The organism is Chryseobacterium salviniae (assembly GCF_035819015.1).
Classification (GTDB): domain Bacteria; phylum Bacteroidota; class Bacteroidia; order Flavobacteriales; family Weeksellaceae; genus Chryseobacterium; species Chryseobacterium salviniae.
In genome coordinates, this window is record NZ_JAYLAA010000012.1 from 236,365 (window position 1) to 260,296 (window position 23,932).

The window sequence follows — 23,932 nt, forward strand, 5'->3', positions numbered from 1 at the left end:
ATGATTCCGATTCAGCTTACTTTAGAAGGCATTTATTCTTATCAGGAACGTCAGAAAATAGATTTTGAACATCTTACGGAAGCAGTGCTTTTCGGAATTTTCGGAGCCGTAGGTTCAGGGAAATCTTCCATTTTAGAAGCGATCTCCTTTGCACTTTATGGCGAAACCGAAAGACTCAACGCAAAAGACCGACGTGCTTATAATATGATGAACCTGAAATCAAATCGATCTTATATTGAGTTTGATTTTATCAATTCTGAAAATAAAAAATACCGTGCAACACGAGAATTCAAGAGAAATTCTAAAAACTTCGAAGATGTAAAAACGCCGTCAGTCACATTTTATGAATGGAAAAACGAAAACTGGATTCCGCTTGATCATTCGAATGCAGAGCAGATTGTAGGATTAAGCTATGCCAATTTTAAACGGACCATCATCATTCCGCAGGGACAGTTTAAAGAATTCCTGGAACTCGGGGCTGCCGACCGCACGAATATGATGAAAGAGATTTTTGGGCTTCAGCGCTATGATCTTCAGAACAATGTTTCGCTGATCAATGCTAAAACCCGTTCAGAACTGGATCAGCTTGAAGGGCAGCTGAAAGGGTTTGAAGAGATATATGAAGAACGGATTTCATCAATGAAGGAAAACCTTGCATTAGAACAGAAGAAATTCGAAGAAATCCTGAAAAATTTCAGGGAGACGGAAAATATTTATTCCAGGCTGAAGAGTTTAAAAGAAGACTTTGAAGTAATGGAAGAGAAGAAAGCTCATTTTCAAAAGCTTTCCGAACAAAAAGAACATGTTGATATTCTGGAAATAAAAACGGAACGTTACGACCGGATCTCCCGAATTTTCAAACCTTTATTTTCTGAAAAAAACAAGCTTGCTAAAGAGATTGAGGCGCAAATCCGGCTCAGGGAACAACAACTGATTATTGTAAAGGCCACTGAACTTCAGTTTGAAAACCTAAAAAACAGACTTGCCGCCATACAGCCTCAGTATGAAGTTTTGCATCAATCGAAAATGCAGGAAATTGATTTAGGACTGATTTTACAGATGATAAAAGTTTCCGAAGAAATTAAAATCCTTAAGGATAGGACCGAAAACGGTTCACAAAAAGTAAAAGAAGTGGAAGATTTTTTGAAAAAAATCCAAGAGAATATTGATACTCTTTCTAAAAAATCGGAACAGCTGAAGCCCGGAAAAATTGATCCGGGATTACTTATGAACGTAGGAAACTGGTTTCTGGAACACAAAAAATTAAATGAAAACCTGAACAGCCAGAATAAAAAAACTGATGCTAAAAAAAATGAAATGGTTGCCATTTCTGAAGAGCTTGAGCTTTTGAAAATCAATTCTGAAACCTTTAAAGATGATTTCAGGATTCAGATTCAAGAACTGGAAAATCAGAAAAAACTCCTTTCCGACAAACGGAATCAGCTGGAAGTTCAGCAGAAACTTTCACATTTTGCCAGCGAACTGCATGAGGGAGAGGCCTGTCCGCTCTGCGGTGCCCTGGAGCATCCGAATATGGTGGAATATCATGACGTAACCTCAGAATTACATGAAATTCGGCAGCAAATCGATCAGCTTGATCTTCGGAAAGAACATATTCAGAGACAAATATCAGAAGCGGAAAAAATTCTTGAACGCAAAAAAATCTTTGAAGCACAGCATAAATATGAAGAGGAGCAGCTAAAACAAATTCAGATTGAGATCGAAAATCATCTTAAAAATTTTATCTGGAAAGAATTTAATGCTAATGATGAAACTGATTTTCAACAAAAAAGACAACATTCTTTCACTATCGAAAAGCAAATTGAAGAACTGAACGTGCAGATCGCCGCAGAACAGAAAAATCTTGAAAAAGAAAGAAGCAACCTCGACAGCTACAACAAAGCCCTCGAAAAATTCAGGCTGGAGGAAGCAAAAAAAGAAGAGCAGATCAAAACCAATGAAGCTAACCTTAAAATCCTTGAATGGAAAAATTATGCTGAAAAATCTGTTTTGGAAATAGAAGAAATATTTAATAAACTTTCAGAATCCAACCGTGAAACAGAGCAGAATTACCAGCAATTAATTAAAGAAGAAAAGGAAATTTCACCCAAACTGGCAGAACAAAAAGCCATTTTCAGCCAACTGGAAAAACGAATTTCCGAGCTTGAAAAGGAAATCACAGACAACAAGCTTTTAATTGAAAAAGCATTAGCCGAGCAGCAATCTGACGAGCAAAAAGTACTTGGAATTCTGGAAGAGGAAATTGATGTTCAGGAAGCAAAAGATCTTATTCAGGAATTTAAAATTAAGTTTCAAACGTTGAAAAACAGCATCTCTGAACTGGAGCAGAAATTAAAAGATTTTACCTTTGACCGGGAAGAATTTTCTGCAGTTGAAAGCCTTTTTGCCTCTCTTGAAACTGAAGTAAAAACAGCCAATGATACTGTTGTAAAAATCACATCGGAAATTGAACGGCTGGAAGAAGAGTTTAAGAAAAAAGAAGATCTTTTAAAACATTTATCACAGCTTCAGAAACGGGCGGAAAATCTTAAAACCATGACCAATCTTTTTAAAGGGGCCGGATTTGTGCAGTATGTTTCTTCCATTTACCTGCGGCAGCTTTGTGACCATGCGAATGTACGTTTTCACAGGATGACAAGAAATCAGCTGAGTCTGCAGCTTAACGATAATAATGAATTTGAAATCATCGATTACCTCAACGAAGGCCGCAGCAGAAGCGTGAAAACTCTTTCCGGCGGCCAGGCTTTCCAGGTTTCCCTGAGTCTGGCTTTGGCTTTGGCAGAAAGCGTTCAGAGCAATGCAAAGGCAGAAAAAAACTTCTTTTTTATTGATGAAGGTTTCGGAACTCAGGATATGGAATCTGTGAATATTGTTTTTGAAACGCTTGTGAATCTTCAGAAAGAAAACAGGATTGTGGGTATCATTTCCCATGTGGAAGAGCTGAAGGAAAAAATTCCTGTATCGCTTAACATCATCAAGGATGAAGAAAAAGGCAGCCAGATTGAAATCATATAACTTTATTAACTGTAGTTGAATCATGCAAAATCTACCACTTATACTAAAACCCGGAAAAGTAAAAAGTTCTATTTTACTGGTAATCAGTATCGGATTTGTTGCTTTAGGAATTTCCCTGCTGGACAGGAATATGCTTATTGCGATTCTGAACATTGTATTTTTCGGTCTCTGTTTTACCGTTTTTCTTCTCAACCTGATACCCGGTTCCTCCTATCTGAAAATTGATGATAAGGGAATTGAGATGAAAAATCTTTTCAGGACAACCTTTATTCCTTGGCAGGCGGTGAATTCTTTTAAAACAAAATGGGTAGCTTTCAATAAGCTTGTCGTTTTTGACCTTAATAAAAATCTCGCCGGAGAAAAGCTGAAACGTCGACAGGGCGGTTTTCCTGACACGTACGGAATGTCCGCAACAGCGCTTGCCAAACTTCTGAATGAATACAAAGTAAAGTTTGATCCTTCCGTATAAAATAAAATTCCGCTGACTTTTTTCAGCGGAATTTTTGGAGTCTTTCTAAATTTGGAATTTATTTTTACCGTTAAGACATTAAGTTTTTTTAGCTTAAAAAGCTTAAGCTGAAATTCTTACTATTAAATCTAAGAATAAACAGAGTTTATTTTAATTTAGAAAATTAAGAAACGCTATAGAAATTTATTGAATAAAATTTAACGAGCGCTCATTATTTTACCTGCGGTCCTACTTTTTCACCGAATAATTCGATGGATGTTCTCATGATGGCATTTTCCGGAGCACCCACATCCATATGCCCTATGAATCTTGTAATCCCGAAAATCTCTTTCATATAAGCAATTTTGTCGGCAACTTCATTGGCATTTCCGATAAACAATGCACCATCTTCGCTTCTTCCGCCCTCATACTGCATTTTGGTGTAGGGAGCCCAACCTCTTGATGACCCGATTCTGTCCATCTGTGATTTATAATTGTGGAAATATCCGTCAATCACTTTCGGATCTTCACTTACAAAAGTATGCGAGTGAATGGCAATCTGCATTTCCGATTCCGGATGTCCGGCTTTAAGGTATTCCTGCTTGTAAAAATCTATTAAATTTTTAAACTGTATCGGCATTCCGCCAATAATCGCCACTACTAAAGGCATCCCTAATTTTGCAGCGTTTAAGACAGATTTTGGTGTTCCGCCAACGGCTCTCCAGATCGGCAGTTTTCCGCCATTTTTAGCTCTTGGGTAAACCGTCTGATTCTTCATCGGCGCACGAAGTTTTCCAGACCATGTAACGTTTTCTTCTGAATTGATCTTTAACAGCAGCTCCAGTTTTTCATCGAAAAGCTCTTCATAATCATTCAAAGAATATCCATAAAGCGGAAAAGATTCAATGAAACTTCCCCGGCCCACGAAAATTTCTGCCCTTCCGTCTGAGATCAGATCAAGTGTTGCAAAATCTTCATATACTTTTACGGGTTCGGAAGAACTCAAAACCGTTACCCCGCTTGCAAGCTTTATATTGTTGGTAACACTTGCAGCAGCGGCCAGAACGATTTCCGGAGATGAAACCGCATAATCGGGACGGTGATGTTCTCCCATGGCAAAAACATCAATTCCTACCTCGTCCATAAGTTTTACCTGATCAATTATTTCACGGATTTTAATTCCCGCATCTTTATATTTTCCGGTTGACTGATCCATTGATAGATCGCCAAACATTCCGATACCTAATTCCATATTGTTGATTTTATGATACAAAGGTACTTTATCCAAAAACCAGGTACATTGATCTTTGATAAGAAACGAATTGCCGAATCTACAGCCTGCTTTTAAGTTTCAGAAACTGTTTTTCGAAAAGATGATAAGATAATATAGCAAAGATGACCGAAGAAATAAATGAGTAGAGAACAATTACGATCCAATTCCATTCAAACCGGTTTCCGATTTTCACAAACAGCATGATGAAAATGGGATGAAGCAAATAGAGCCCGTAGGTGTATTTTCCCAGCTTTGCGAGAATGCTTTTATCGGAAATTTTAAAAACATTGTGCGTTCCAAGCGTAGATAATATCAATCCTGAAAACAAAATACTTAACAGAAATGAGGTGATTTTAGGATCGGAGATAATTCGGGTGTTGCCCATCAAAACAATTATTATCAGAACGAATAAAGCGTAGAAGTACTTATAAACCGCAGGAATCTGTTCCAGCTTTTTAATAATATCTTTTCTGAAAACAAAAATATAAGCCGGAATTCCACCAAACGCAAAGTAATGAATGTTGGTAAAAAGATCCAGTGTAATGATCCCATAATGTTGATACGCTGCCTGCATCACAAATGAGAAAATGATACATCCTAAGAGCAGTTTTGGAATGTTTTTTAATGACATCCAGTAGAAAGCAAGTCCCCAGAAGATATAGAAGTGTTCTTCAATACAGAGCGACCAGATAACGTTTAACGGTGAAACATTGGGAAATGTACCCATCCACATCTGCTTGTAATTTTCCAGGAAGGTAAATGTCAAAAACCAGTTGGGTTCATATCCTTCATCGGAATAGGAAATATGAAAAAAATCAAGGACAAAAGGTGTGCAGAAGGCCAATACAACCATTGCATAATACAAAGGCCATATTCTTAATATTCTTCTGGCAAAAAACTTTTTCAGGTCAATTTTTACCGGAGCGTTTATTTTTTCAATGATGAGAATGTAAGTAATTAAAAAGCCGCTCAATACAAAGAAAAAAGAAACACCAATTCCTCCTTCTTTAGCAAAAATATAAAGAAAACTGTCTTTTGAAACCGGTGAATGGTGCAGAAAAACCAACAAAAAAGACAGAAACCTCAACGAATCAAACGTATGAAAGTGTACTCTGTCTTTTTGTATAAAATTCATTCTAAGGCAGGAATTATTTTTTCAGATATAAATCGAAATAATCTGTTACTTTCTGCATAAGGTGAACCCTGTCTTTTCCAATTACATTGTGCGGATGTCCCGGATACACAAAATAATCTACCTGTACCCCGTTATCAACAGCAGATTTGATAAACTTAACCGAATGCTGCCAAACCACCACATCGTCCTGCGCTCCATGAATCATTAATAATTTACCTTTCAGATTCTGAACTTTATCCAGAAGATTGGATTTTGCATAACCCTGCGGATTTTCCTGCGGCGTATCCATATATCTTTCTCCGTACATGATCTCGTACATGCTCCAGTCGATCACCGGGCCGCCCGCAACGCCCACTTTAAAGACTTCAGGATGACGAAGCATAAAGCTCGTAGTCATAAATCCTCCGAAGCTCCATCCGTGAATTCCCATTCTTTCAGAATCAACATACGGTAATGATTTCAGGTAATCTACGCCTTTCATCTGGTCATTCATTTCGGTAGTTCCCAAATTTCTGAAAACCGCCTGCTCGAATTTCAATCCTCTGTTTGCGGAGCCTCTTCCATCCATTGTAAAGATGATGTATCCGTTCTGGGCCATATATTCGTACCACAGATTTCCGGATGCCGGGAAAGAATTGGTAATTAACTGCAAGTGCGGGCCATTGTACAAATACACGATTACCGGGTATTTTTTAGAGGCATCAAAATTGGTCGGAAGAATGATCTTTCCATATAACGGGGTGCCGTCGTCAGCTTTTAATGTTACGTTTTTAATTTCCGGTCGCTGGTAATTTTTCAGCGGGTTTTCTGCCGTTAAAATCGTATTTGATTTCAGGTTGCTGGTATTGATGATATTCGCTACCCTCGGAGTTGTTGCATTGCTGTACATATCGTACAAATGGTTTCCGTCAGTGCTCAAAATTCCCGTGTGAACGCCGTCTGCATTATCCAGTCGCTGCATTTTGAAATTGGTCCAATTTATTCTGTACAAATGCTTCTCCAGCGGAGTTTCTTTCGTGGAAGTAAAATAAATTTCTTTTTTCTTTTCATTAAAGCCTAAAATATCGGTAACGAGCCAGTCTCCTTTGGTAATCTGTGCAATTAACCCTTTTTCCAGGCTGTAATGAAATAAATGGTTATAACCTGTTCTCTGGCTCTGCCAGATGAAATCTGTATTGGAATTCGGGAAGAAGGTAAGCGGATGCTGAGGTTCTACGTATTTATCGCTGGTTTCTTCAAATAATGTTTTCACAAAATTTCCTATTGCAGCATCATACTGGTTCAGCTTCAGATGGTTCTGCCCTCTGTTCAGTACCCCAACAAAAATATATTTCGAATCCGGGCTCCAGGTAACTGCCGTTAAATACTGGTCTTTTTCGCCTTCAATTTTTAAAAATGTGGTTGATTGATTTTTAATATTAAACACACCCAACATCACCTGATGAGAAGTCTGTCCTGCCATCGGGTACTTGATATTGTGATTCACTGCGGGTGTTACAGACCAGTCAATGATCGGGTAATCTGCAACCATGGTCTGATCCATTCGGTAAAAAGCTACACTTTCGGAATTTGGTGCCGGAAAAATCCCTGTATCAATCCCGAATTCATTGCGGTGAACATTGGATGCTCCGTTCAGGATATTTTCATCCGTATCATTGGTAACGGCGATGGTTTTACCATTTTTATTGACAAATAAATTATTCTTTACCGTAAAGGCGAACGTCTGGTTATCTCCAAAAATCTTAAAATCAGAAGCATTCTGATCCATTTCGATCTGATCTTTTATTTTCCAGTCGCTTCCGGATTTCTCAATCCACGTCATCTTTCCGGCAGTATTAAAATACCCTCTGGAATTGCTGATGAATTTAATCTGCGGTACGGCTTTTAATTTATTTTCCGAAAGACTTCTGTTGAGCTGTGTTACAGAAACCAGTGTATCCTGCTTATTGGTTTTCAGGTCCGTAATAAGGTAACCTCCTTTCACAGCCTGAATGTAGGATTTTCCATCTGCAGACCATGAAAACTGGGAAATATTTTTCACTGCAAGATTACTTCTCAACCCATTCACAGCCTCTGCCATCGTAAATTTCTGAGTCTGGGCAAATGCAGAATTCCCCAGAAGAAGCATCAGTAAAGAAAATTTATATAATTTCATTTGTAAAAATTTGAATCCTCCAAAAATAAGAAATAAATACGAACCGTTAAGAAAATGTTAAAATAAAACACTACTTAAGGAATTGTGGTATTTATGGCTAAATATTCCCTACCTTCTTGTTATGGAATTATGGAATAAGTGAAAATTTTTAATTAAAATTTAAATAAATCATTTCTTATCCTACGTCAATGAAACAAACCTGTTTCTGATCTAAATTTGCATCATTAATAACAATCAAAATTACAAAACAATGGCAACAAAATGGACATTAGACCCGGCACATAGCGAACTTACTTTTAAAGTAAAACACATGATGATTTCCAACATCAAAGGAAACTTCACCGATTTCACTGCGGAAATCGATGCTGAAGACGATAGTTTCGCCAACGCTAAAACGACTGCAACCATTCAGACAGCTTCTATCTCTACCCATAACACAGACAGAGACAACCACCTAAGATCTGCCGAATTCTTCAACACAGAAGCAAATCCTACGATTACTTTTGAATCTTCAGCTCTGAACAATGAAGTAACAGGAAATCTTACCATCAACGGAATTACAAAACCCGTAACATTGGATGTTGATTTCAACGGAATCAATGTAGATCCTTGGGGAAATACAAAAGCAGGTTTTTCTTTTGAAGGAAAAATCAACAGAAAAGATTTCGGACTGAACTGGAACGCTGCTCTTGAAGCAGGAGGCGTAATGGTAAGTGAAGAAGTAAAAATCGCCGGTGAATTACAGTTTGTAAAACAGGCATAATAATGCTACAGGGCTTTTGGGAGTCCCGAAGGGACGACCTAGAACAGAATCGGATGCTAATCCGATTTAAAAAAACAGACGAGCCCCGAAGAGACGACTTATTTCAGAACAGGATGCCAATCCTGTTCCATAACAAAATACAATTAAACATAAAAGGTTCAGGGATCAAAAGCCTTGAACCTTTTTAATGAAATATAAAATAAAAATGAACCTCAACGATCTCCAAAACATAAGCGACCATTTCAACAATACCGAAAAAATGCCGGTATTATTTCTCGGACACGGCTCTCCGATGAATGCTATCGAAGAAAATCAGTTTGTACAGGGATTCCGTAAGGCCGCTGCTGAGATTCCGAAACCGAATGCTATTTTATGCATTTCGGCACACTGGTTCACCAACGGAACTAAAGTGACCGCCATGTCGATGCCGAGAACCATTCATGATTTTGGTGGTTTCCCACAGGCTTTGTTCAATGTACAGTATCCTGCTCCGGGAGCTCCTGAAATGGCAAAAGAGACGGCTGAACTTTTGAAACCTGTTCTTGTTGAAGAAGACCACAACTGGGGACTGGATCACGGCGCATGGTCTGTCCTTAAACACATGTATCCCAAAGCGGATATTCCGGTAATCCAGATGAGCATTGATTATTCAAAACCTCCGCAATACCATTTTGATTTAGCTAAAAAGCTGAATAAACTTCGTGAAAAAGGAATATTAATTATCGGCAGCGGAAATATCATTCATAATTTAAGGCTTATCGACTGGAGAAATATCAATACCGTTGGAGCGGGATGGGACTGGGCGATTGAAGCACGGGAAAAAACCAACAACTGGCTTTTGGACGGGAATTTTAAAAATATTATTGATTATAGCCAACAGGGAATTTCATTACAGTACGCTGTTCCGACTCCTGATCATTATCTTCCTTTAATTTATACCCTGGGATTAAGAACCTCATCTGATGAACTGTCTTTATTCAATGATGAACTGATTGGCGGTTCGCTTAGCATGACAAGCGTAAGAATTGGCTGATTTCTGAACATAAAAAAATCGAGGGATAAAAATCCCCCGATCTTAGGATATGCGTAAAGTTGTTTAGATTCTTGTGATACCAACAACGTGTGGCTGACCATTAGTCGGCTGGTAGATTTCCACAATTGCCTGCCACATAACCTCTGCAGGTGGCATTGAAGCGTCGCACTTGAAACGGTAGTTTGTTCCGTTTACCACTTGTGTTGATACTTCGTAAGGTTTGTATTGTACACCTACAAATCCTCTCATTGCTTCGTCAAATACTTGTTGATCTTCCGGAGTTAGAGGGTGAAATGCTGTCCATCCTCCTACTAATGTTTCTTGTTGTTCTGTCATGATTAATATTTTTGTTTTCCTACTCGTAAGGCCTTTCGGATACGCCCCGTTTGAATGGTTTCTGGCTCCATAGTTTTAGTTTTAATTTCTCTCAATACAAATAATTGTAAAATTATTCAATGTAAAGTCCGAAATGTTTTGTTGTGATCACATGACAAAGCTACTCCAGAAAACAGATAAATGATAGAGTAGATATACTCAATTTTACATTACGTATAATTACTTAATTGCCAATTGCAAAAATCAAAAAGACAGCAATAATTATCGCTGTCTCTATTTTCATTTTTCTATGATGAATTACTGTACCGCCTGTAAAACATTGATATTACCATATCCGTAATCAGAATTCGGTGTAGGATAATAGGTGGCAGACTGCCGCATTTTGTTCAGTACCTGATCTCTCGTCCATGAAAGATTTTTAGACCATACCAAAGCGGCAATTCCTGCGGTAGAAGCAGTCGCTACTGAAGAGCCGCCCACATAATCAGTTTGTCCGTTATAATAACTCATCACCGGAATACTGTTTCCCGAAGCTCTTTCCATTTGGTACGTAAAATCAATCTCGGCACCGGAGTGGCAGACATCACATTTCTGATTGGATGTATTTTCTTTTACTCCCGTTACGGCTTGCGTTTCAGCCATCCATGCCGGGAAAATAACACCTACAAAATTGGTGAAGCTGGTAGAAGTTCCGCCTGCACAGAAAATTAATTTCCCTTTTGAATAGGCATATTTCACGCCGTCTTCAATTTTTCCGACTGAGAAAATATGGCCCATCGACATGGATATAATTTTTACACTGTTATTATTTCCTAATTCTGTGAAGGCGATTTTCACTCCATTTTGTTCATGATAACCATCCAGAACGACATTGGAAGCGGCTCTGTATGTTACCAGATTAGCGTTGTAAGCGACACCTACTGGTTGTCCCATATTATTTCGGGGGGCAGCCATTGCAGAAGCCATACTGGTTCCGTGTCCGCATTGATCTGCTGAGCCGTCGTATCCTGTGCTCCACGGCCATATGGAATCTACATACACCCCGTTTTTGCTGATAGTTCTGCCTGAAGACAATCCGTTATTGAAGCTGGAGCCTAACAGTGACTGTTCAGAAGAAACACCGCTGTCGATCACGCCGATGGTAATTCCTGCTCCGGTGCTGTAACTCCATGCATTGATAATATTGTGTTTGGCGAAAGACCACGGAGCTTTGGCATTGGGAGTTACGGTTGTGTAATCTGATGCGCTCAAAGCAGTGGACTCGAATCCGCATCCTGATGACGAGCTGCTGGATTTGGCAGTTCCGTTCAGTTTTCTTTCATTTTCAAAATAGCAGTAGTCGGCAGGTTCTACATAGCGGATATTTTTCATTTTGCGCAAAGCAATAACCGTCTCCTGCTTTTCGATGGCAACATCCATCTGATTGAGGTACGGATCGGAAGACAATACAATCCTGTCGCTTTTTCCTTCATACTGTTCAATCACTTTTAAAATATCCGCTTCAATAGATTTGCTGTCCGGAGTCTGACTTCTGTCAAAAGATGAACCAAATCCTATGGATGCAATTTTATTTCCCTGAAAAATAGCACTCCATACAAAATGATCGGAAGATTCTTTCCATGAAAACCTGCCTTTGGTTCTGATGGTTTCATTAATTTTTTCATTAATCTGTTTTGCAGAAAGCGGATCTTTCTGAGTGATTTCCATATCCGCAGGGGTATTCTGCAGATCATCTCTGTTACATGCTGTAAAAACAAAAAACAGCATGAGTACTAAAAATACATTTTTCTTCATATAAAATAATATTTTGATTGGTAAACCAAGATATCACTTTACATTGAATTACAGAACCTTAAAGATTAATTTTTTCCGTATTTTTATTATGCTGAAAATAATATTTATTGAAAATTATAAGGTTTTCTCGTAGCAGACGCTTTTTTCAATCCCGATGTATTGCCCGTAATTGGGAATTCTGATATAGCCGCTTTTCTCATAAACGGAAAGAGCCTCGTTCTGTTCCAGTGAAGTTTCCAGTACCGCTTTTTTATAGTGTAACTCTTTTGCCCATTTTTCAAGTTCTTTTACAATAGCAGTTGCTAAACCTCTCTTTCTGAAATCAGGATGGGTGTACATCCTTTTGATTTCTACCGTATCATCTTCAAACTTTTTGAAAGCACCACATGCCGCCGGAGTTTCATCAACGTAAACCACGATGCAATTTTTAATCATGTCAATATTATTAAACTGATTATAAAATGACTGGTCTTCACCATTTCGGATTGCCAGATCAGCATCTAAAAGTTGTACCAAATCCCGAAAATCTTTGCCGGAAGAATCGGTTCTCTGAATTTTCATAACTAAATTTTTATTGGTTTAAAAGCCAAAAGCTCCTTCGTCCGGAGCTTTTGGACTATTATTTTTTAGGCATCATTGGAGGTGGCGGACCATCCGATACAGGAGGAGGTGGAGAAGTTAAATACCCCTTCTTCACGAGATCGTTATTAATTATTTCAGTAACTTTCATTGCCCAGTTACCTGATGCTGTCTGAATTTCGTGTACCATATCCTGTGAATGACGAATCATTTTTCTTCCTAGATCTGACTTGTAGAAAACAAGTAACTCATCAACCTCAGGTTCTGTAAATCTGCTCGCATATATGTCAATCACATTGTTTATAAGTTCGTCAATAGTAATTTTCTGTTCGAGAGCGGTCCATTCAGATTCAGGGACATTATCATACTTTTTCTTATAAGTAGCAATCACCTCTTTTGGAATTCTCTTAGAAATAGGAAAAGCCCCACTCAGAGAAATTAATTCTTTGATTTTCTCCTGCTTTGTCTGAGCATATGAAAATGTCATGCATAACAGCACAAAAAGAACAGCTATCTTTTTTATCATATTATTAATTTACAACGAATTTCCTTTCATTAATCAATTCTGCGATCGCAAGCATATCTTCACCAATCAATCGGTCATCTTCCAGTTTCGTAACTTTTGATCGTAGAATAGCGAAGTTTTCTTCAATAATCTTAGAACATTTTGCCGGTCTCCTGAATTCTAAGCCCTGTGCGGCAAACATCAATTCAACAGCTAAAATATTCACCAGATTCCCCAGAACCTGATTAAACTTCCTTCCCGAAATACTTCCCATGGAAACATGGTCTTCCTGTCCGAGACTGGTAGGAATGGAATCTGCAGAAGCCGGGAAGCATAATGTTTTATTCTCCGTCACCAAAGCTGCTGAGGTGTATTGCGGGATCATAAATCCGGAGTTTAGCCCCGAACTTTCGGTTAATAATCTTGGTAAGCCATATTTTCCTTCCAGCAATAAATAACTTCTTCTATCGGAAATATTTCCCAGTTCAGCGGCCGCTAAAGTAGCGTAATCCAGTGGCAACGCCATCAGCTGACCGTGGAAATTGCCTCCTGAGATTGATTCTTCAGCACTTAAAACAATCGGGTTATCCGTTACGGAATTCAATTCTGTTTCAGCCATCATTTTCAGGTGTTCGAAAGCATTTCTGCTTGCCCCGTGAACCTGAGGAACACATCGCATAGAATATGGATCCTGAACACGTTCGCAATCTTCGTGAGCCTGGAGGTTTTCTGAACCTTTTAAAAACTTCAGCATTCTTGCGGCTACTTTTTTGCTGCCTTCAAAAGGTCTGATCTCATGGAGCTCTTTCTTGAAAGGACTTGCAGAACCTCTGTACGCTTCAAGGCTCATGGCTGCCGTCATATCAGCAAGATCCAGTAAATATTCGAATTTTTCTAATCCTTTTATGGCGTGTGCTAAGATAAACTGGGTTCCGTTAATCAGTCCCAACCCTTCCTTCGGACCCAGCGATAATGGCAAAAGATTGTTTTTCTCTAAAATTTCTGCGGTAGGAAAAATTTCGTCTCCAACCCATACTTTTCCTAATCCCAAAAGCGGTAATACCAAATGGGCAAGCGGAGCAAGATCGCCGGAAGCGCCAACAGATCCCTGCTCGGGAACGACCGGGATGATATCTTTTTCCAGCATCAGGATCATTCTCTCAATCACTTCTAAAGAAACTCCCGAAAATCCTTTAGACAAAGCATGAACTTTAGCAATCATCATGATTTTTGAAAGTTCTTTATCAATGGGTTTTCCCACCCCTACCGCATGGGAAATAATAAGATTATATTGTAAAAGCGCCGTTTCATCCGCTGAAATTTTCGTATCGCAAAGGGGTCCGAAGCCTGTATTGATTCCATAGACACAACGGTCTGACTCTACAATTTTCCGAACATTTTTCTGCGATTTTAAAATTTGCTCTTTTGCTGCTTTATTAAGTTTAGCTTTATTGGGAGTTTTACAGATCTCCAGGACATCATGAAAACTTAAAATATCTACGCCGTATATCATTCTCTAAATTTTGTCTTAAAATTACACATTTAACCATAACTGGGAAAGCTTATTTTACCTGATGAAAATTTTCTGAAAACGAGCAGATTAATTTCCTATTTTTACCGCCGAATTAAAAAATTAATATCCTTATGAAATTCAAAACATTGATGCTTGCATTTGTTTTAGTAAGTACAGCTTCATTCGCTCAGAAAGTGAAATACGCCAAAGAAGAAATTAAAAAGATGGAACAATACCTTTTCAATGAAGGTTTTAACATGCCATCGCCTAAGAAAACTTCAACTGTTATTTTAAAAGACGGAAGTGTTCACAAAGGTTTCTGCAGCAAAACAGACTCCAAAAAAGGACAAATTTTTCAAGTTTCGCTGAAAGACAGCATCACAAAAAAGACAGAAACTTTCGATGCTGATCATATCGCTGAAATGTACATTTACCCAAGCAATGCAGAGAAAATCGCAAAGGTTACCAAATACATGGGAAATATCAGGAATTACAGCACCCGAAAGCTTACCAAAACCACCAACAGCGACAGAATCTATTTCGTGAACCAGACGGTTTCATTAAAAAATAAAAAAGACGATAAAGAATTCCTGATGCAGGTAATCAATCCGGGATTTGATGATATTATTTCTGTTTATCACGATCCCAGGGCGAAAGAAACGGGTGGTGTTTCATTTGGGTACGGGCCTCAGCTGGGAGGTGGTGTTATCAAATCTTTTTATGTAAAAAAGGGCGATAAAGTATTGTGGCTACATAAGGATGACTTTGAAGAGAACTATGATTTTCTTTTCGGAGACAATGCGGAATTCATGAAAAAATATCCGAAAAATTCCGTAGAATGGGATTATTTCAGCTTTTTGGTGAATGAATATACGTCAATGAGCAACGGATAAAAATATATTAAATATTACAAATGCTGTCTGAATTACGGGCAGCATTTTTTTTTCAAATATTTGTAATCTTTAAAAATTAACATAAATTCTGAAACTGTGGTGATTCTACAGCTTTTTTTATGCCTTTAAATTCCTTAAATTTGTTATATGAATCCCTCCTTAGAATTACAGCTGAAAACTTTACCATCTGAACCCGGCGTTTATCGTTATTATGATAAAAACGATCAGCTGCTGTATGTCGGTAAGGCAAAAAACCTGAAGAAAAGAGTACTTTCCTATTTCAACAAAACCCTTTCCGGTTACCGTACAAGAATTATGGTCGGAAAGATCAACCGTCTGGAAACCACGATTGTTAACAGCGAATATGATGCGCTTTTATTAGAAAATAATCTCATTAAAGAACATCAGCCGTTTTATAATGTCATGCTGAAGGATGACAAAACTTATCCGTGGATCTGTATCAAAAATGAAGATTTCCCGAGAATCTTTTTAACAAGAACCAAAATCAAGGACGGCTCCGAATATTACGGGCCTTATGCCAAAGTTCGTCCCGCAAAAATTTTACTGGATACCATCAAACATATCTATAAACTGAGAACCTGTAATCTTAATCTGGCTCCTGCGAAGATTGAGGAAGGAAAATACAAAGTCTGCCTGGAATATCATATTAAAAACTGCGAAGGCCCATGTGAAGGACTGGAAAGCAAAGAAGACTATGATGAAAAGATCGACGCGATCCGCGGGATTATAAAAGGAGACTTCCGAAAGGCAAAGGAATATCTCATGAACCAGATGATGAAATATGCCACGAACCTGCAGTTTGAAAGTGCACAGATTGTGAAGGAAAGACTGGATGCGCTTGAAGATTATCAGGCTAAAAACACAGTTGTAAACCCAAGTATTGATGACGTGGATGTTTTTGGAATGACCAGTGATGAAACAGCCGCTTATGTAAATTTTTTTAAAATCAGAAACGGGAACATCATTCAGAGTTTTACGACCGAAATCAAAAAAATCCTTGAGGAAACCGATGAAGAAATTATGGAGCAGGCTTTGGTTGAGATCCGTCAGAAATTTGATTCGGATTCTAAGGAAGTGTTGCTGCCTTTCCATCTGGGTATTGAAATCCCGAATGTTAAATTAATCGTTCCTAAAGTAGGAGATAAAAAACGTATTGTAGAGCTTTCCGAAAAAAATGCAAAAGAATATCGCCTGGAAAAACTGAAGCAGGTACAGATTGTAGATCCGGAAAGACATACGAACCGCATCATGGCAGAAATGCAGAAATTGCTCAGAATGCCTGTAGAACCAAGACACATCGAAGGTTTTGATAACTCAAATATCCAGGGAACGAATCCTGTTTCCGCATGTGTTGTTTTTAAAGACGGGAAGCCCAGCAAAGCTGATTATAGAATTTTCCACCCGAAAACCGTAGAAGGGCCGAATGATTTCGCCACCATGGAAGAAGTCATATACCGACGCTATAAAAGAATGCTGGATGAAGGAGAAAGTTTACCGCAGTTAATCGTAATCGACGGAGGAAAGGGCCAGCTTTCTTCAGCGGTAAAAAGTTTGCGTTTATTGGGATTATACGGTAAAATTACCATCATCGGAATTGCAAAAAGGCTGGAAGAGCTTTTCTTTCCGGAAGATTCTATTCCATTATATTTGGATAAAAAATCCGAAACGCTAAAAATCCTGCAGAGAGTCCGTGACGAAGCGCACCGGTTTGGCGTAAAACATCACAGAACGAGAAGAAAAAATTCAACAATAAAATCTGAGCTGGAAGAAATTCCCGGCGTGGGCGGAAGAACAATTGAACTCCTTTTGTCTAAATTAAAATCCGTCAAAAGAATTAAAGAATCAAGCCTGGAAACTTTGGAAGAGATTCTAGGGAAAAGCAAGGCTAAAATAGTGTATGAATTTTTTAATAACGAATAGAACAAAAAGGTTGGACATTTCCAACTTTTTTATTATGTGAAATTATTTCTTTACAAATATTTCTTTAAAATATTCACCATTGGCTTTTGGCATTTCAATGACGATATTTCCGTTTTCATAATATCCTAAAGTTGCCTCTCCGTTCTGTAATTTCACTCTGAAAACATCAGCCTTTGTTGTTGTTTTAAAAGTGGCATACGGTGAAGAACTGTTTGAATTTACCAGAATAAACTGATTACTGTCCAACTGCACTTTCATTAGATCAGCTTTACCGTTACTGAATGTTACGGCATTATTATCGGATGAAGCCGAGCTTGCGCTTTCTGCTTCTTTTGTCTCAGCAACCGAAGATGTTTTGGTAGCAGTTGTATTACTAACCCTTGTCTGAACTACCGGACTGGAAGAAGAAACCGACATAAAAGTCTGTTTAAGAGCATCCTGGAAACCTTCTTTAAATTCTTTAATATTAGAAGCCCCTTTTATAGAAGATATTACTTTGTCATTACAGTCTTTAAACTGGAGCAATACTTTATTCCGAAGGAGACCGCTGTCGTTTAACACATCTGCCATCAATACACTGCATGGATTAGCCTGCGCTTCCGAAGGCCACTGCAGTTTATCGTACGGTACTATGGTGTAATTTTTACTCTTTAGCGTTTTTGAAAGCATATCAGCCAAGCCGTAATCCTGCTTAAAACTTTCAAACTTTGAAGGAATTGAAATATATTGATAGTCGGAAACCTTCTGCCCGAATACAAATATCGAACAGGTGGTTAGTATAACCAGTGAAAGTTTTTTCATTTTAAATAAATTAATCGTTTCTGAATTGCCCCATATCCAGTTTCAGCGAAAAGAAGTTGGAGTAAAAATTCGATCCTCCGATTCCTGAATTGGTGATGGCATAATCTAACGTAAGACCTCTGTATCGAATGCCGATCCCTGCGCTCGGCTGGAAGGACACTTTTCTTCGGAGATCTTCAATATCTGTAATCGACTGGAATCTGTTGACCCCGAGCCTCACAAAAATCATTTTCTGATACCCCAGTTCCGCCCCGGCATAAGGAGTGATACTTGCAATGTCTGAGGAAATAAGGGCTGCTGTTTTAGCAAAGTCGATATTTAAGCCTGCTTCCGGCAACACATATACACTGCTGTTGATCTCGAACATTTTACTTGCTCCTACATTAAGTTTCGGCATGGTAAGCTCCAATTTATCCTGAGGCGCCGGGTTGAATTCTTCTCCGTTCACCACCGTGGAAAGTTCTTTCTGATTTACACTCCAGAAGTTGACCGTAGTGGTAGCATCTCTCAGCATCCCTCCCAGCTTCCAGCCATTGTCCATTTTATAGATAGCACCGACATCAAACCCGAATCCGTAGCCATTGGCAAATTTACCTACATTCCGATAGACGATTTTGGCATTAATCCCGACATCTAATTTAGTGTTACCTCCCGGATTGAACGCATAAGAAAGTATAGCCGCATAATCCGATTGCGAGAATTTTGTAATTTTATCGTAATCAATATTTCCTTCGGTATCAATGAGCTGTGTGGTATTCAGGATATTATCAACTCCCAATCTCACTACGGAAACCCCGAAAACCCCTGTTTCCAGAACTTTGGCGTAGGCAAGATAATCGTATTTGGCAATAGATTCGAAATATTCGGCGTGCATGGCTGCACCCTGCCAGTCTTTTTCCACACCCATCAATCCCGCCGGGTTCCACATCGGGGAATATACATCATCCTGATTGGAAATTACGGCTCCTCCCATAGCCAGACCCCTGGCTCCTGCACCGATATTCAGGAACTCATTGGAATACTTTCTGATGATCTGCGACTGTGATATGCCGCACATCAGGAAAAATACAAGTAAAAGATATTTTTTCATCATATAATTTGATGCTTAATGTAAAGTTTTTTGTTTCTTAGCTTTTATCAATCCGTTGGCAATGATTGCCAGTATCATAACTCCAGAAGCCACATAAAAAACAGGACTCATATGTTCTGATTCTCCAAAGATAAAAAAAGCTAGTATAATTCCGTAAACCGGTTCTAAATTAACTGTTAAAATTAGTGTGAAAGGCGAAATGTATTTCATCAGGTTCACCGATTCCAGCATCGGAAAAGCCGTGAAAACACTTGCTAACAAGCATATTAACGCAAGATCACGGTAACTTATTTCATTCAGATGAAAAATTTGTCCTGTAAACATATAAATGACCATTAAAAAAGACCACCCACAGAATATTTCGTAAAAAATAATGTTTCCTGAACTTGTTTTACCAAACATTTTACCATTGAAGACCGAAAAAACAGTTCCGAAGACGGCACACAGTACTCCGTAAAAAATACCTTCTTTAAATCTGAATTCCGTCTTGAATATCAATAAAATACAGGCAACAATAACGACGCCCATGATGACTTCCGAGATATCAATCTTTCTTTTAAAAATAATGGGCTCCATGACGGAAGCAAATAAAGTTGATAATGAAAGGCAGCTTAAAGCAATGGAAACATTGGAAATTTTAATGGAATAAAAAAAACAGTACCAGTGCAAAGCCATGGAAAAACCTATTGCAGCCAGCTGGAAAAAGATTTTCTTTGAAACTTTGATGCTTTCTTTTTTAAAAACTCTTATGTACACAAAAAGGATAGCTGCTGCAAACAGCATCCTGTAGAATACCAGAATCTCTGCATTGGCATGAATCAGTTTTCCCAGAATTGCTGTAAATCCCCACAAAAACACAATCAAATGCAATCTGAAAAGTGCCAGTTTATGCATACCCTACTTCTTTATATTTTTTTGCAAATTTACAAATCGGTTTTACAATGTTGTGAATTATTTACAATTAAATCATGCTTTGAGTTTTTTGCTTCATAAATAAAAGCAAAGATTGAATATGAATGCCGAATAGTACTGAAAAGTTCTACATTTCCTGTAAACAAAAACCCTGAAAATTTATTCAACTTTCAGGGCCTTCAAATAATAAACTATTAAAAAAATAAACTAGGAACTAGAGAAATGGTAAGATTTCACTCTTACTTTCTCTATGGTAAAGTTAGCAAATTACGCACCAGAAAAAATATATTTTTTGTTAAAAATTTCATAAATTTCTGAAAACCAATTTATTGAACAAACGTTTACATCAATTTTTATTCCATTCAAAAAATAGTATCTTTAAAACGAAAAAATTGTGATTTTTATGGACATTGAATTCAACAAAAGAGAAGATCAAAACAGATTAAAGTTATCAGAAATAAATCGTCTGCTCACTGAAATCAAAAAAGGAGGCGGAGAAAAAAGGCTGCAGAAACTTCGTGATGAAGGGAAAATGACGGCCAGAGAACGTATTGAATATCTTCTTGATAAAGATTCTGATTCCATAGAAATTGGTGCTTTTGCCGGCTATGAAATGTATGAAGAGCACGGCGGGTGTCCGAGCGGTGGTGTTGTGGTGGTAATGGGGTATGTATCCGGAAGACAATGTATTATTGTTGCGAATGATGCTTCTGTGAAAGCTGGCGCCTGGTTCCCGATTACAGGTAAAAAAAACCTGAGAGCGCAGGAAATCGCGATGGAAAACAGGCTCCCAATTATTTATCTTGTAGATTCGGCTGGTGTATATCTTCCGATGCAGGACGAGATTTTTCCGGATAAGGAAATGTTTGGGAGAATTTTCAGGAATAATGCGAAAATGAGTGCTGCAGGGATTATCCAGATTTCTGCGGTAATGGGAAGCTGCGTTGCCGGAGGAGCCTATCTTCCGATCATGAGTGATGAAGCCATGATCGTGGAAGGAACTGGGTCCATCTTTTTGGCAGGAAGCTACCTGGTAAAAGCTGCCATCGGGGAAAGTATTGATAATGAAACGTTGGGTGGTGCAACAACACACTGCTCAATCTCCGGAGTTACCGATTATAAAGCAAAGGATGACAAAGATGCCTTAAACAGGATTAAAAATATTATGAAGTCTCTCGGAAGCACTGATAAAGCTGGTTTCGACAGGATAGAAAGTGCTTTGCCTAAAGAAAAACCTGAAAATATTTTCGGGATTATGCCGGCTTCAAGAACGGAGCAGTATGATACGTATGAGATCATCAAATGTTTGGTCGACAATTCCGAGTATGAAGAATATAAACCTGATTACGGTAAAAGTATCATCTGTGCTACGGCAAGAATCGACGGCTGGTCGGTAGGAATTGTTGCCAACCAGAGAAAGCTTGTGAAAAGCGGAAAAGGTGAAATGCAGTTCGGCGGTGTAATTTATTCTGATTCTGCTGATAAAGCTACCCGATTTATTGCCAACTGTAATCAAAGAAAGATTCCATTAGTGTTTTTGCAGGATGTAACCGGTTTTATGGTGGGCTCTAAATCTGAACACGGAGGAATTATTAAAGATGGTGCAAAAATGGTGAATGCGGTCTCTAATTCTGTGGTTCCGAAATTTACTGTGATTACAGGAAATTCTTATGGCGCCGGAAATTATGCCATGTGCGGAAAAGCGTATGATCCAAGGCTTATTGTTGCGTGGCCATGGGCAGATCTTGCGGTAATGGGAGGCGCACAGGCAGCAAAAGTGTTGGCCCAGATTCAGGAATCGACGCTGAAAAAGCAAGGAAAAGAAATTACAGAGGAAGAGCATAACGAAATTTTAGACAGTATTTCAAAAAAATATCAGAAACAGACGGAGGCAACATACGCAGCGGCAAGGCTTTGGACGGATGCTATCATTAATCCTATAGATACGAGAAAATGGATTTCTATGGGAATCGAAGCTGCCAATCATGCGCCGATTACTGAGAAATTTAACATGGGAGTGATACAGGTATAATTGATGATTTCCTGTTGTAATGATGTATATTGCTGAACAGACAATAAATATCTGCAAAACACTTAAAACTTCAGCATATTAAAATAGTAATAATATATTGATATTGCTTTAATATTCAGTTTATAAGCGCGTAGTATTTTTATCAAAAATAATCAAAAAATTATGATGAGAAAAACTACCTTACTCGTTTTACTGGTTTCATCTGTAGCTACTTCTGTTTTTTTTGCTTGCAAGGATGATGATACAACAACAGCTCCCGAAGAGACAATAGAATTCAAAAACCGTTCGGTTACTCCATCTTTTGTTAAAATGGGAACTGATTTTTCAGGTGTAGGAGTATACACTTTGGTAAGCAGTGAAGATGCTATCCCAAATTCCGGAAATATGGTTTATGGTGGTGCTCCGGATGGGCAGGGTTTCATTAAAAACCCGGATGGAAGTGGATATATCATGGTAACCAATCACGAAAATACATGGGCGGTATCCAGATTATATTTAGACAAAAAACTAAATATTACCAAAGGTGAGTATATTGTAAATACCGATGGCGGAGGCTTCAGACTTTGTTCTGCTTCTATGGCTACCCCGGAAATTCATGGCTTTGGCCCTATGTTTTTAACGGCAGGAGAGTCTAATGTAAACGCAATGTGTCATGCTATTGATCCTTTAGCTGCTGCAATGCCTTCAAACAATACAAGAACAAAACCTGCCATGGGGAAAATGAGTGCCGAAAACTATGTCCCTCTGACGAAAGATGCTTATCCCGGAAAGACAGTGGTTATTGTTGGTGAAGATGCGTCAAACGGACAGGTGTATTTATATGTTTCTAATACAGTTGGTGACCTGGATAACGGTAAATTATATGTTTTAAGAAGAAAAGATTTAAACCAGATTGAAACTGCAATGACCTGGAATAATAATTACCCGGTAGAGTTTGTAGAAGTACCCAATGCCAAAAATTTAACAGGAACTGAAATTGAAAACTTAAATTCAAGTCTTAAGTCTATACAATTTGCCCGTGTAGAAGATTTGGATTACCGAAAAGGTTCTGCTACCAGCAATAGAGAAATTTATTTCACTGCTACCGGCGTAAGTGGTTCAACCGAAAAAACGTACATGGGAAGAGTGTATCAGTTAAAACTGGATGCCAATAATCCTCTTATGGGAACGTTAAAAATTATTGCAGACGGAGATGTTTCTCCTTCCGGAGCTAATGTAAAGGGTACTGATATTATTAATCCGGATAACCTATGTGTTACAGAGAACTACGTATATATCCAGGAAGATGGAGACTCTTACTGGCCAGAAGCAACACATAATTCATTGATATGGCAGTATAATATCGCAACAGGGACCAAAAAGATATTTATGGATATGAGACATAGAGATGCTGATATGTTGGGAACCAAGTATAATCCTACAAGCGACAACAAGTACGGTCTCTGGGAGCATGGTGCCATGGTGGATATTTCTGATGTAGTAGGAGTTCCCGGTACATTTACCATTAATGTACATGCACACTCATGGGTGGAAGGTGATAAGTTTTTAAATCCTAGTAAGGCAACTTCTGTTCAGCCTTATAAATCCGGTGGACAAACACTTATCTTAAAAAATGTCCCAAGATAAAGTATAAATAATTATATATAAAACTTTCGCTTATTTAAATTGAGCGAAAGTTTTTTTATTTATCTAA

The 23,932-nt window shown here is 38.3% G+C and carries 19 protein-coding genes; 8 read left to right on the top strand and 11 right to left on the bottom strand.

Annotated features, from left to right (window positions below):
* Positions 1-3,036, top strand: a complete 3,036-nt coding sequence (locus SOP96_RS03090; protein ID WP_326319757.1) for an SMC family ATPase — start codon at positions 1-3, stop codon at positions 3,034-3,036.
* 22 nt (positions 3,037-3,058) lie between these two features.
* Positions 3,059-3,505, top strand: a complete 447-nt coding sequence (locus SOP96_RS03095) for a PH domain-containing protein (protein WP_326319758.1) — start codon at positions 3,059-3,061, stop codon at positions 3,503-3,505.
* Between the two features lie 211 nt (positions 3,506-3,716).
* Here SOP96_RS03095 and SOP96_RS03100 read toward each other — a convergent pair whose 3' ends face one another.
* The 3 genes from SOP96_RS03100 to SOP96_RS03110 all read right to left on the bottom strand — a co-directional run bounded on the left by SOP96_RS03100 (position 3,717) and on the right by SOP96_RS03110 (position 8,047).
* Positions 3,717-4,736: an LLM class flavin-dependent oxidoreductase gene (locus SOP96_RS03100; protein WP_326319759.1), complete on the bottom strand. Its 1,020-nt coding sequence runs from the start codon at positions 4,734-4,736 to the stop codon at positions 3,717-3,719.
* 79 nt (positions 4,737-4,815) lie between these two features.
* The gene (locus tag SOP96_RS03105) at positions 4,816-5,892 is read right to left on the bottom strand and encodes an acyltransferase family protein (protein ID WP_326319760.1); all 1,077 of its coding nucleotides are present in this window, start codon (positions 5,890-5,892) and stop codon (positions 4,816-4,818) included.
* Positions 5,893-5,905: 13 nt separating this feature from the next.
* Positions 5,906-8,047: a S9 family peptidase gene (locus SOP96_RS03110; RefSeq protein ID WP_326319761.1), complete on the bottom strand. Its 2,142-nt coding sequence runs from the start codon at positions 8,045-8,047 to the stop codon at positions 5,906-5,908.
* A gap of 250 nt (positions 8,048-8,297) precedes the next feature.
* Here SOP96_RS03110 and SOP96_RS03115 point away from each other — a divergent pair, with 250 nt between their 5' ends.
* Together SOP96_RS03115 and ygiD are read left to right on the top strand one after the other, a co-directional pair.
* Positions 8,298-8,810, top strand: a complete 513-nt coding sequence (locus SOP96_RS03115; RefSeq protein WP_326319762.1) for a YceI family protein — start codon at positions 8,298-8,300, stop codon at positions 8,808-8,810.
* Between the two features lie 205 nt (positions 8,811-9,015).
* Positions 9,016-9,843, top strand: a complete 828-nt coding sequence (gene ygiD / locus SOP96_RS03120) for a 4,5-DOPA-extradiol-dioxygenase (protein WP_326319780.1) — start codon at positions 9,016-9,018, stop codon at positions 9,841-9,843.
* A gap of 63 nt (positions 9,844-9,906) precedes the next feature.
* Here ygiD and SOP96_RS03125 read toward each other — a convergent pair whose 3' ends face one another.
* The 5 genes from SOP96_RS03125 to hutH all read right to left on the bottom strand — a co-directional run bounded on the left by SOP96_RS03125 (position 9,907) and on the right by hutH (position 14,570).
* A complete protein-coding gene (locus tag SOP96_RS03125) occupies positions 9,907-10,179 on the bottom strand; it encodes a cystatin family protein (protein WP_326319763.1) in 273 nt (90 codons plus the stop codon).
* Positions 10,180-10,476: 297 nt separating this feature from the next.
* Positions 10,477-11,973 carry a S8 family peptidase gene (locus tag SOP96_RS03130; RefSeq protein WP_326319764.1) on the bottom strand — a complete coding sequence of 499 codons (1,497 nt, stop codon included), beginning with the start codon at positions 11,971-11,973 and terminating at the stop codon, positions 10,477-10,479.
* 114 nt (positions 11,974-12,087) lie between these two features.
* The gene (locus SOP96_RS03135) at positions 12,088-12,534 is read right to left on the bottom strand and encodes a GNAT family N-acetyltransferase (RefSeq protein WP_326319765.1); all 447 of its coding nucleotides are present in this window, start codon (positions 12,532-12,534) and stop codon (positions 12,088-12,090) included.
* A 58-nt stretch (positions 12,535-12,592) separates the two neighbouring features.
* Complete coding sequence (locus tag SOP96_RS03140) at positions 12,593-13,078, bottom strand: DUF2059 domain-containing protein (protein WP_326319766.1); 486 nt, start codon at positions 13,076-13,078, stop codon at positions 12,593-12,595.
* Positions 13,079-13,082: 4 nt separating this feature from the next.
* On the bottom strand, positions 13,083-14,570 hold the full coding sequence (hutH, locus tag SOP96_RS03145; protein WP_326319767.1) for a histidine ammonia-lyase: 1,488 nt from the start codon (positions 14,568-14,570) through the stop codon (positions 13,083-13,085).
* 131 nt (positions 14,571-14,701) lie between these two features.
* Here hutH and SOP96_RS03150 point away from each other — a divergent pair, with 131 nt between their 5' ends.
* Positions 14,702-15,463 (top strand): hypothetical protein, encoded by a 762-nt coding sequence (locus SOP96_RS03150; protein WP_326319768.1) that lies wholly within the window; start codon positions 14,702-14,704, stop codon positions 15,461-15,463.
* A gap of 147 nt (positions 15,464-15,610) precedes the next feature.
* The gene (gene uvrC / locus SOP96_RS03155; RefSeq protein WP_326319769.1) at positions 15,611-17,404 is read left to right on the top strand and encodes an excinuclease ABC subunit UvrC; all 1,794 of its coding nucleotides are present in this window, start codon (positions 15,611-15,613) and stop codon (positions 17,402-17,404) included.
* A gap of 42 nt (positions 17,405-17,446) precedes the next feature.
* On the opposite strand, the gene SOP96_RS03160 is transcribed toward uvrC, so the two are convergent.
* The 3 genes from SOP96_RS03160 to SOP96_RS03170 are packed head-to-tail and all read right to left on the bottom strand — an operon-like array spanning position 17,447 to position 20,189.
* The gene (locus tag SOP96_RS03160) at positions 17,447-18,205 is read right to left on the bottom strand and encodes a hypothetical protein (RefSeq protein WP_326319770.1); all 759 of its coding nucleotides are present in this window, start codon (positions 18,203-18,205) and stop codon (positions 17,447-17,449) included.
* Positions 18,206-18,215: 10 nt separating this feature from the next.
* Positions 18,216-19,295 carry a putative type IX sorting system protein PorV2 gene (locus tag SOP96_RS03165; protein WP_326319781.1) on the bottom strand — a complete coding sequence of 360 codons (1,080 nt, stop codon included), beginning with the start codon at positions 19,293-19,295 and terminating at the stop codon, positions 18,216-18,218.
* 15 nt (positions 19,296-19,310) lie between these two features.
* The gene (locus SOP96_RS03170; RefSeq protein WP_326319771.1) at positions 19,311-20,189 is read right to left on the bottom strand and encodes a DMT family transporter; all 879 of its coding nucleotides are present in this window, start codon (positions 20,187-20,189) and stop codon (positions 19,311-19,313) included.
* A gap of 421 nt (positions 20,190-20,610) precedes the next feature.
* Here SOP96_RS03170 and SOP96_RS03175 point away from each other — a divergent pair, with 421 nt between their 5' ends.
* Together SOP96_RS03175 and SOP96_RS03180 are read left to right on the top strand one after the other, a co-directional pair.
* A complete protein-coding gene (locus SOP96_RS03175) occupies positions 20,611-22,239 on the top strand; it encodes an acyl-CoA carboxylase subunit beta (protein WP_326319772.1) in 1,629 nt (542 codons plus the stop codon).
* Between the two features lie 162 nt (positions 22,240-22,401).
* Entirely contained in the window at positions 22,402-23,865 is a 1,464-nt protein-coding gene (locus SOP96_RS03180; RefSeq protein ID WP_326319773.1) for an alkaline phosphatase PhoX, read from the top strand.
* Positions 23,866-23,932: the final 67 nt, after the last annotated feature.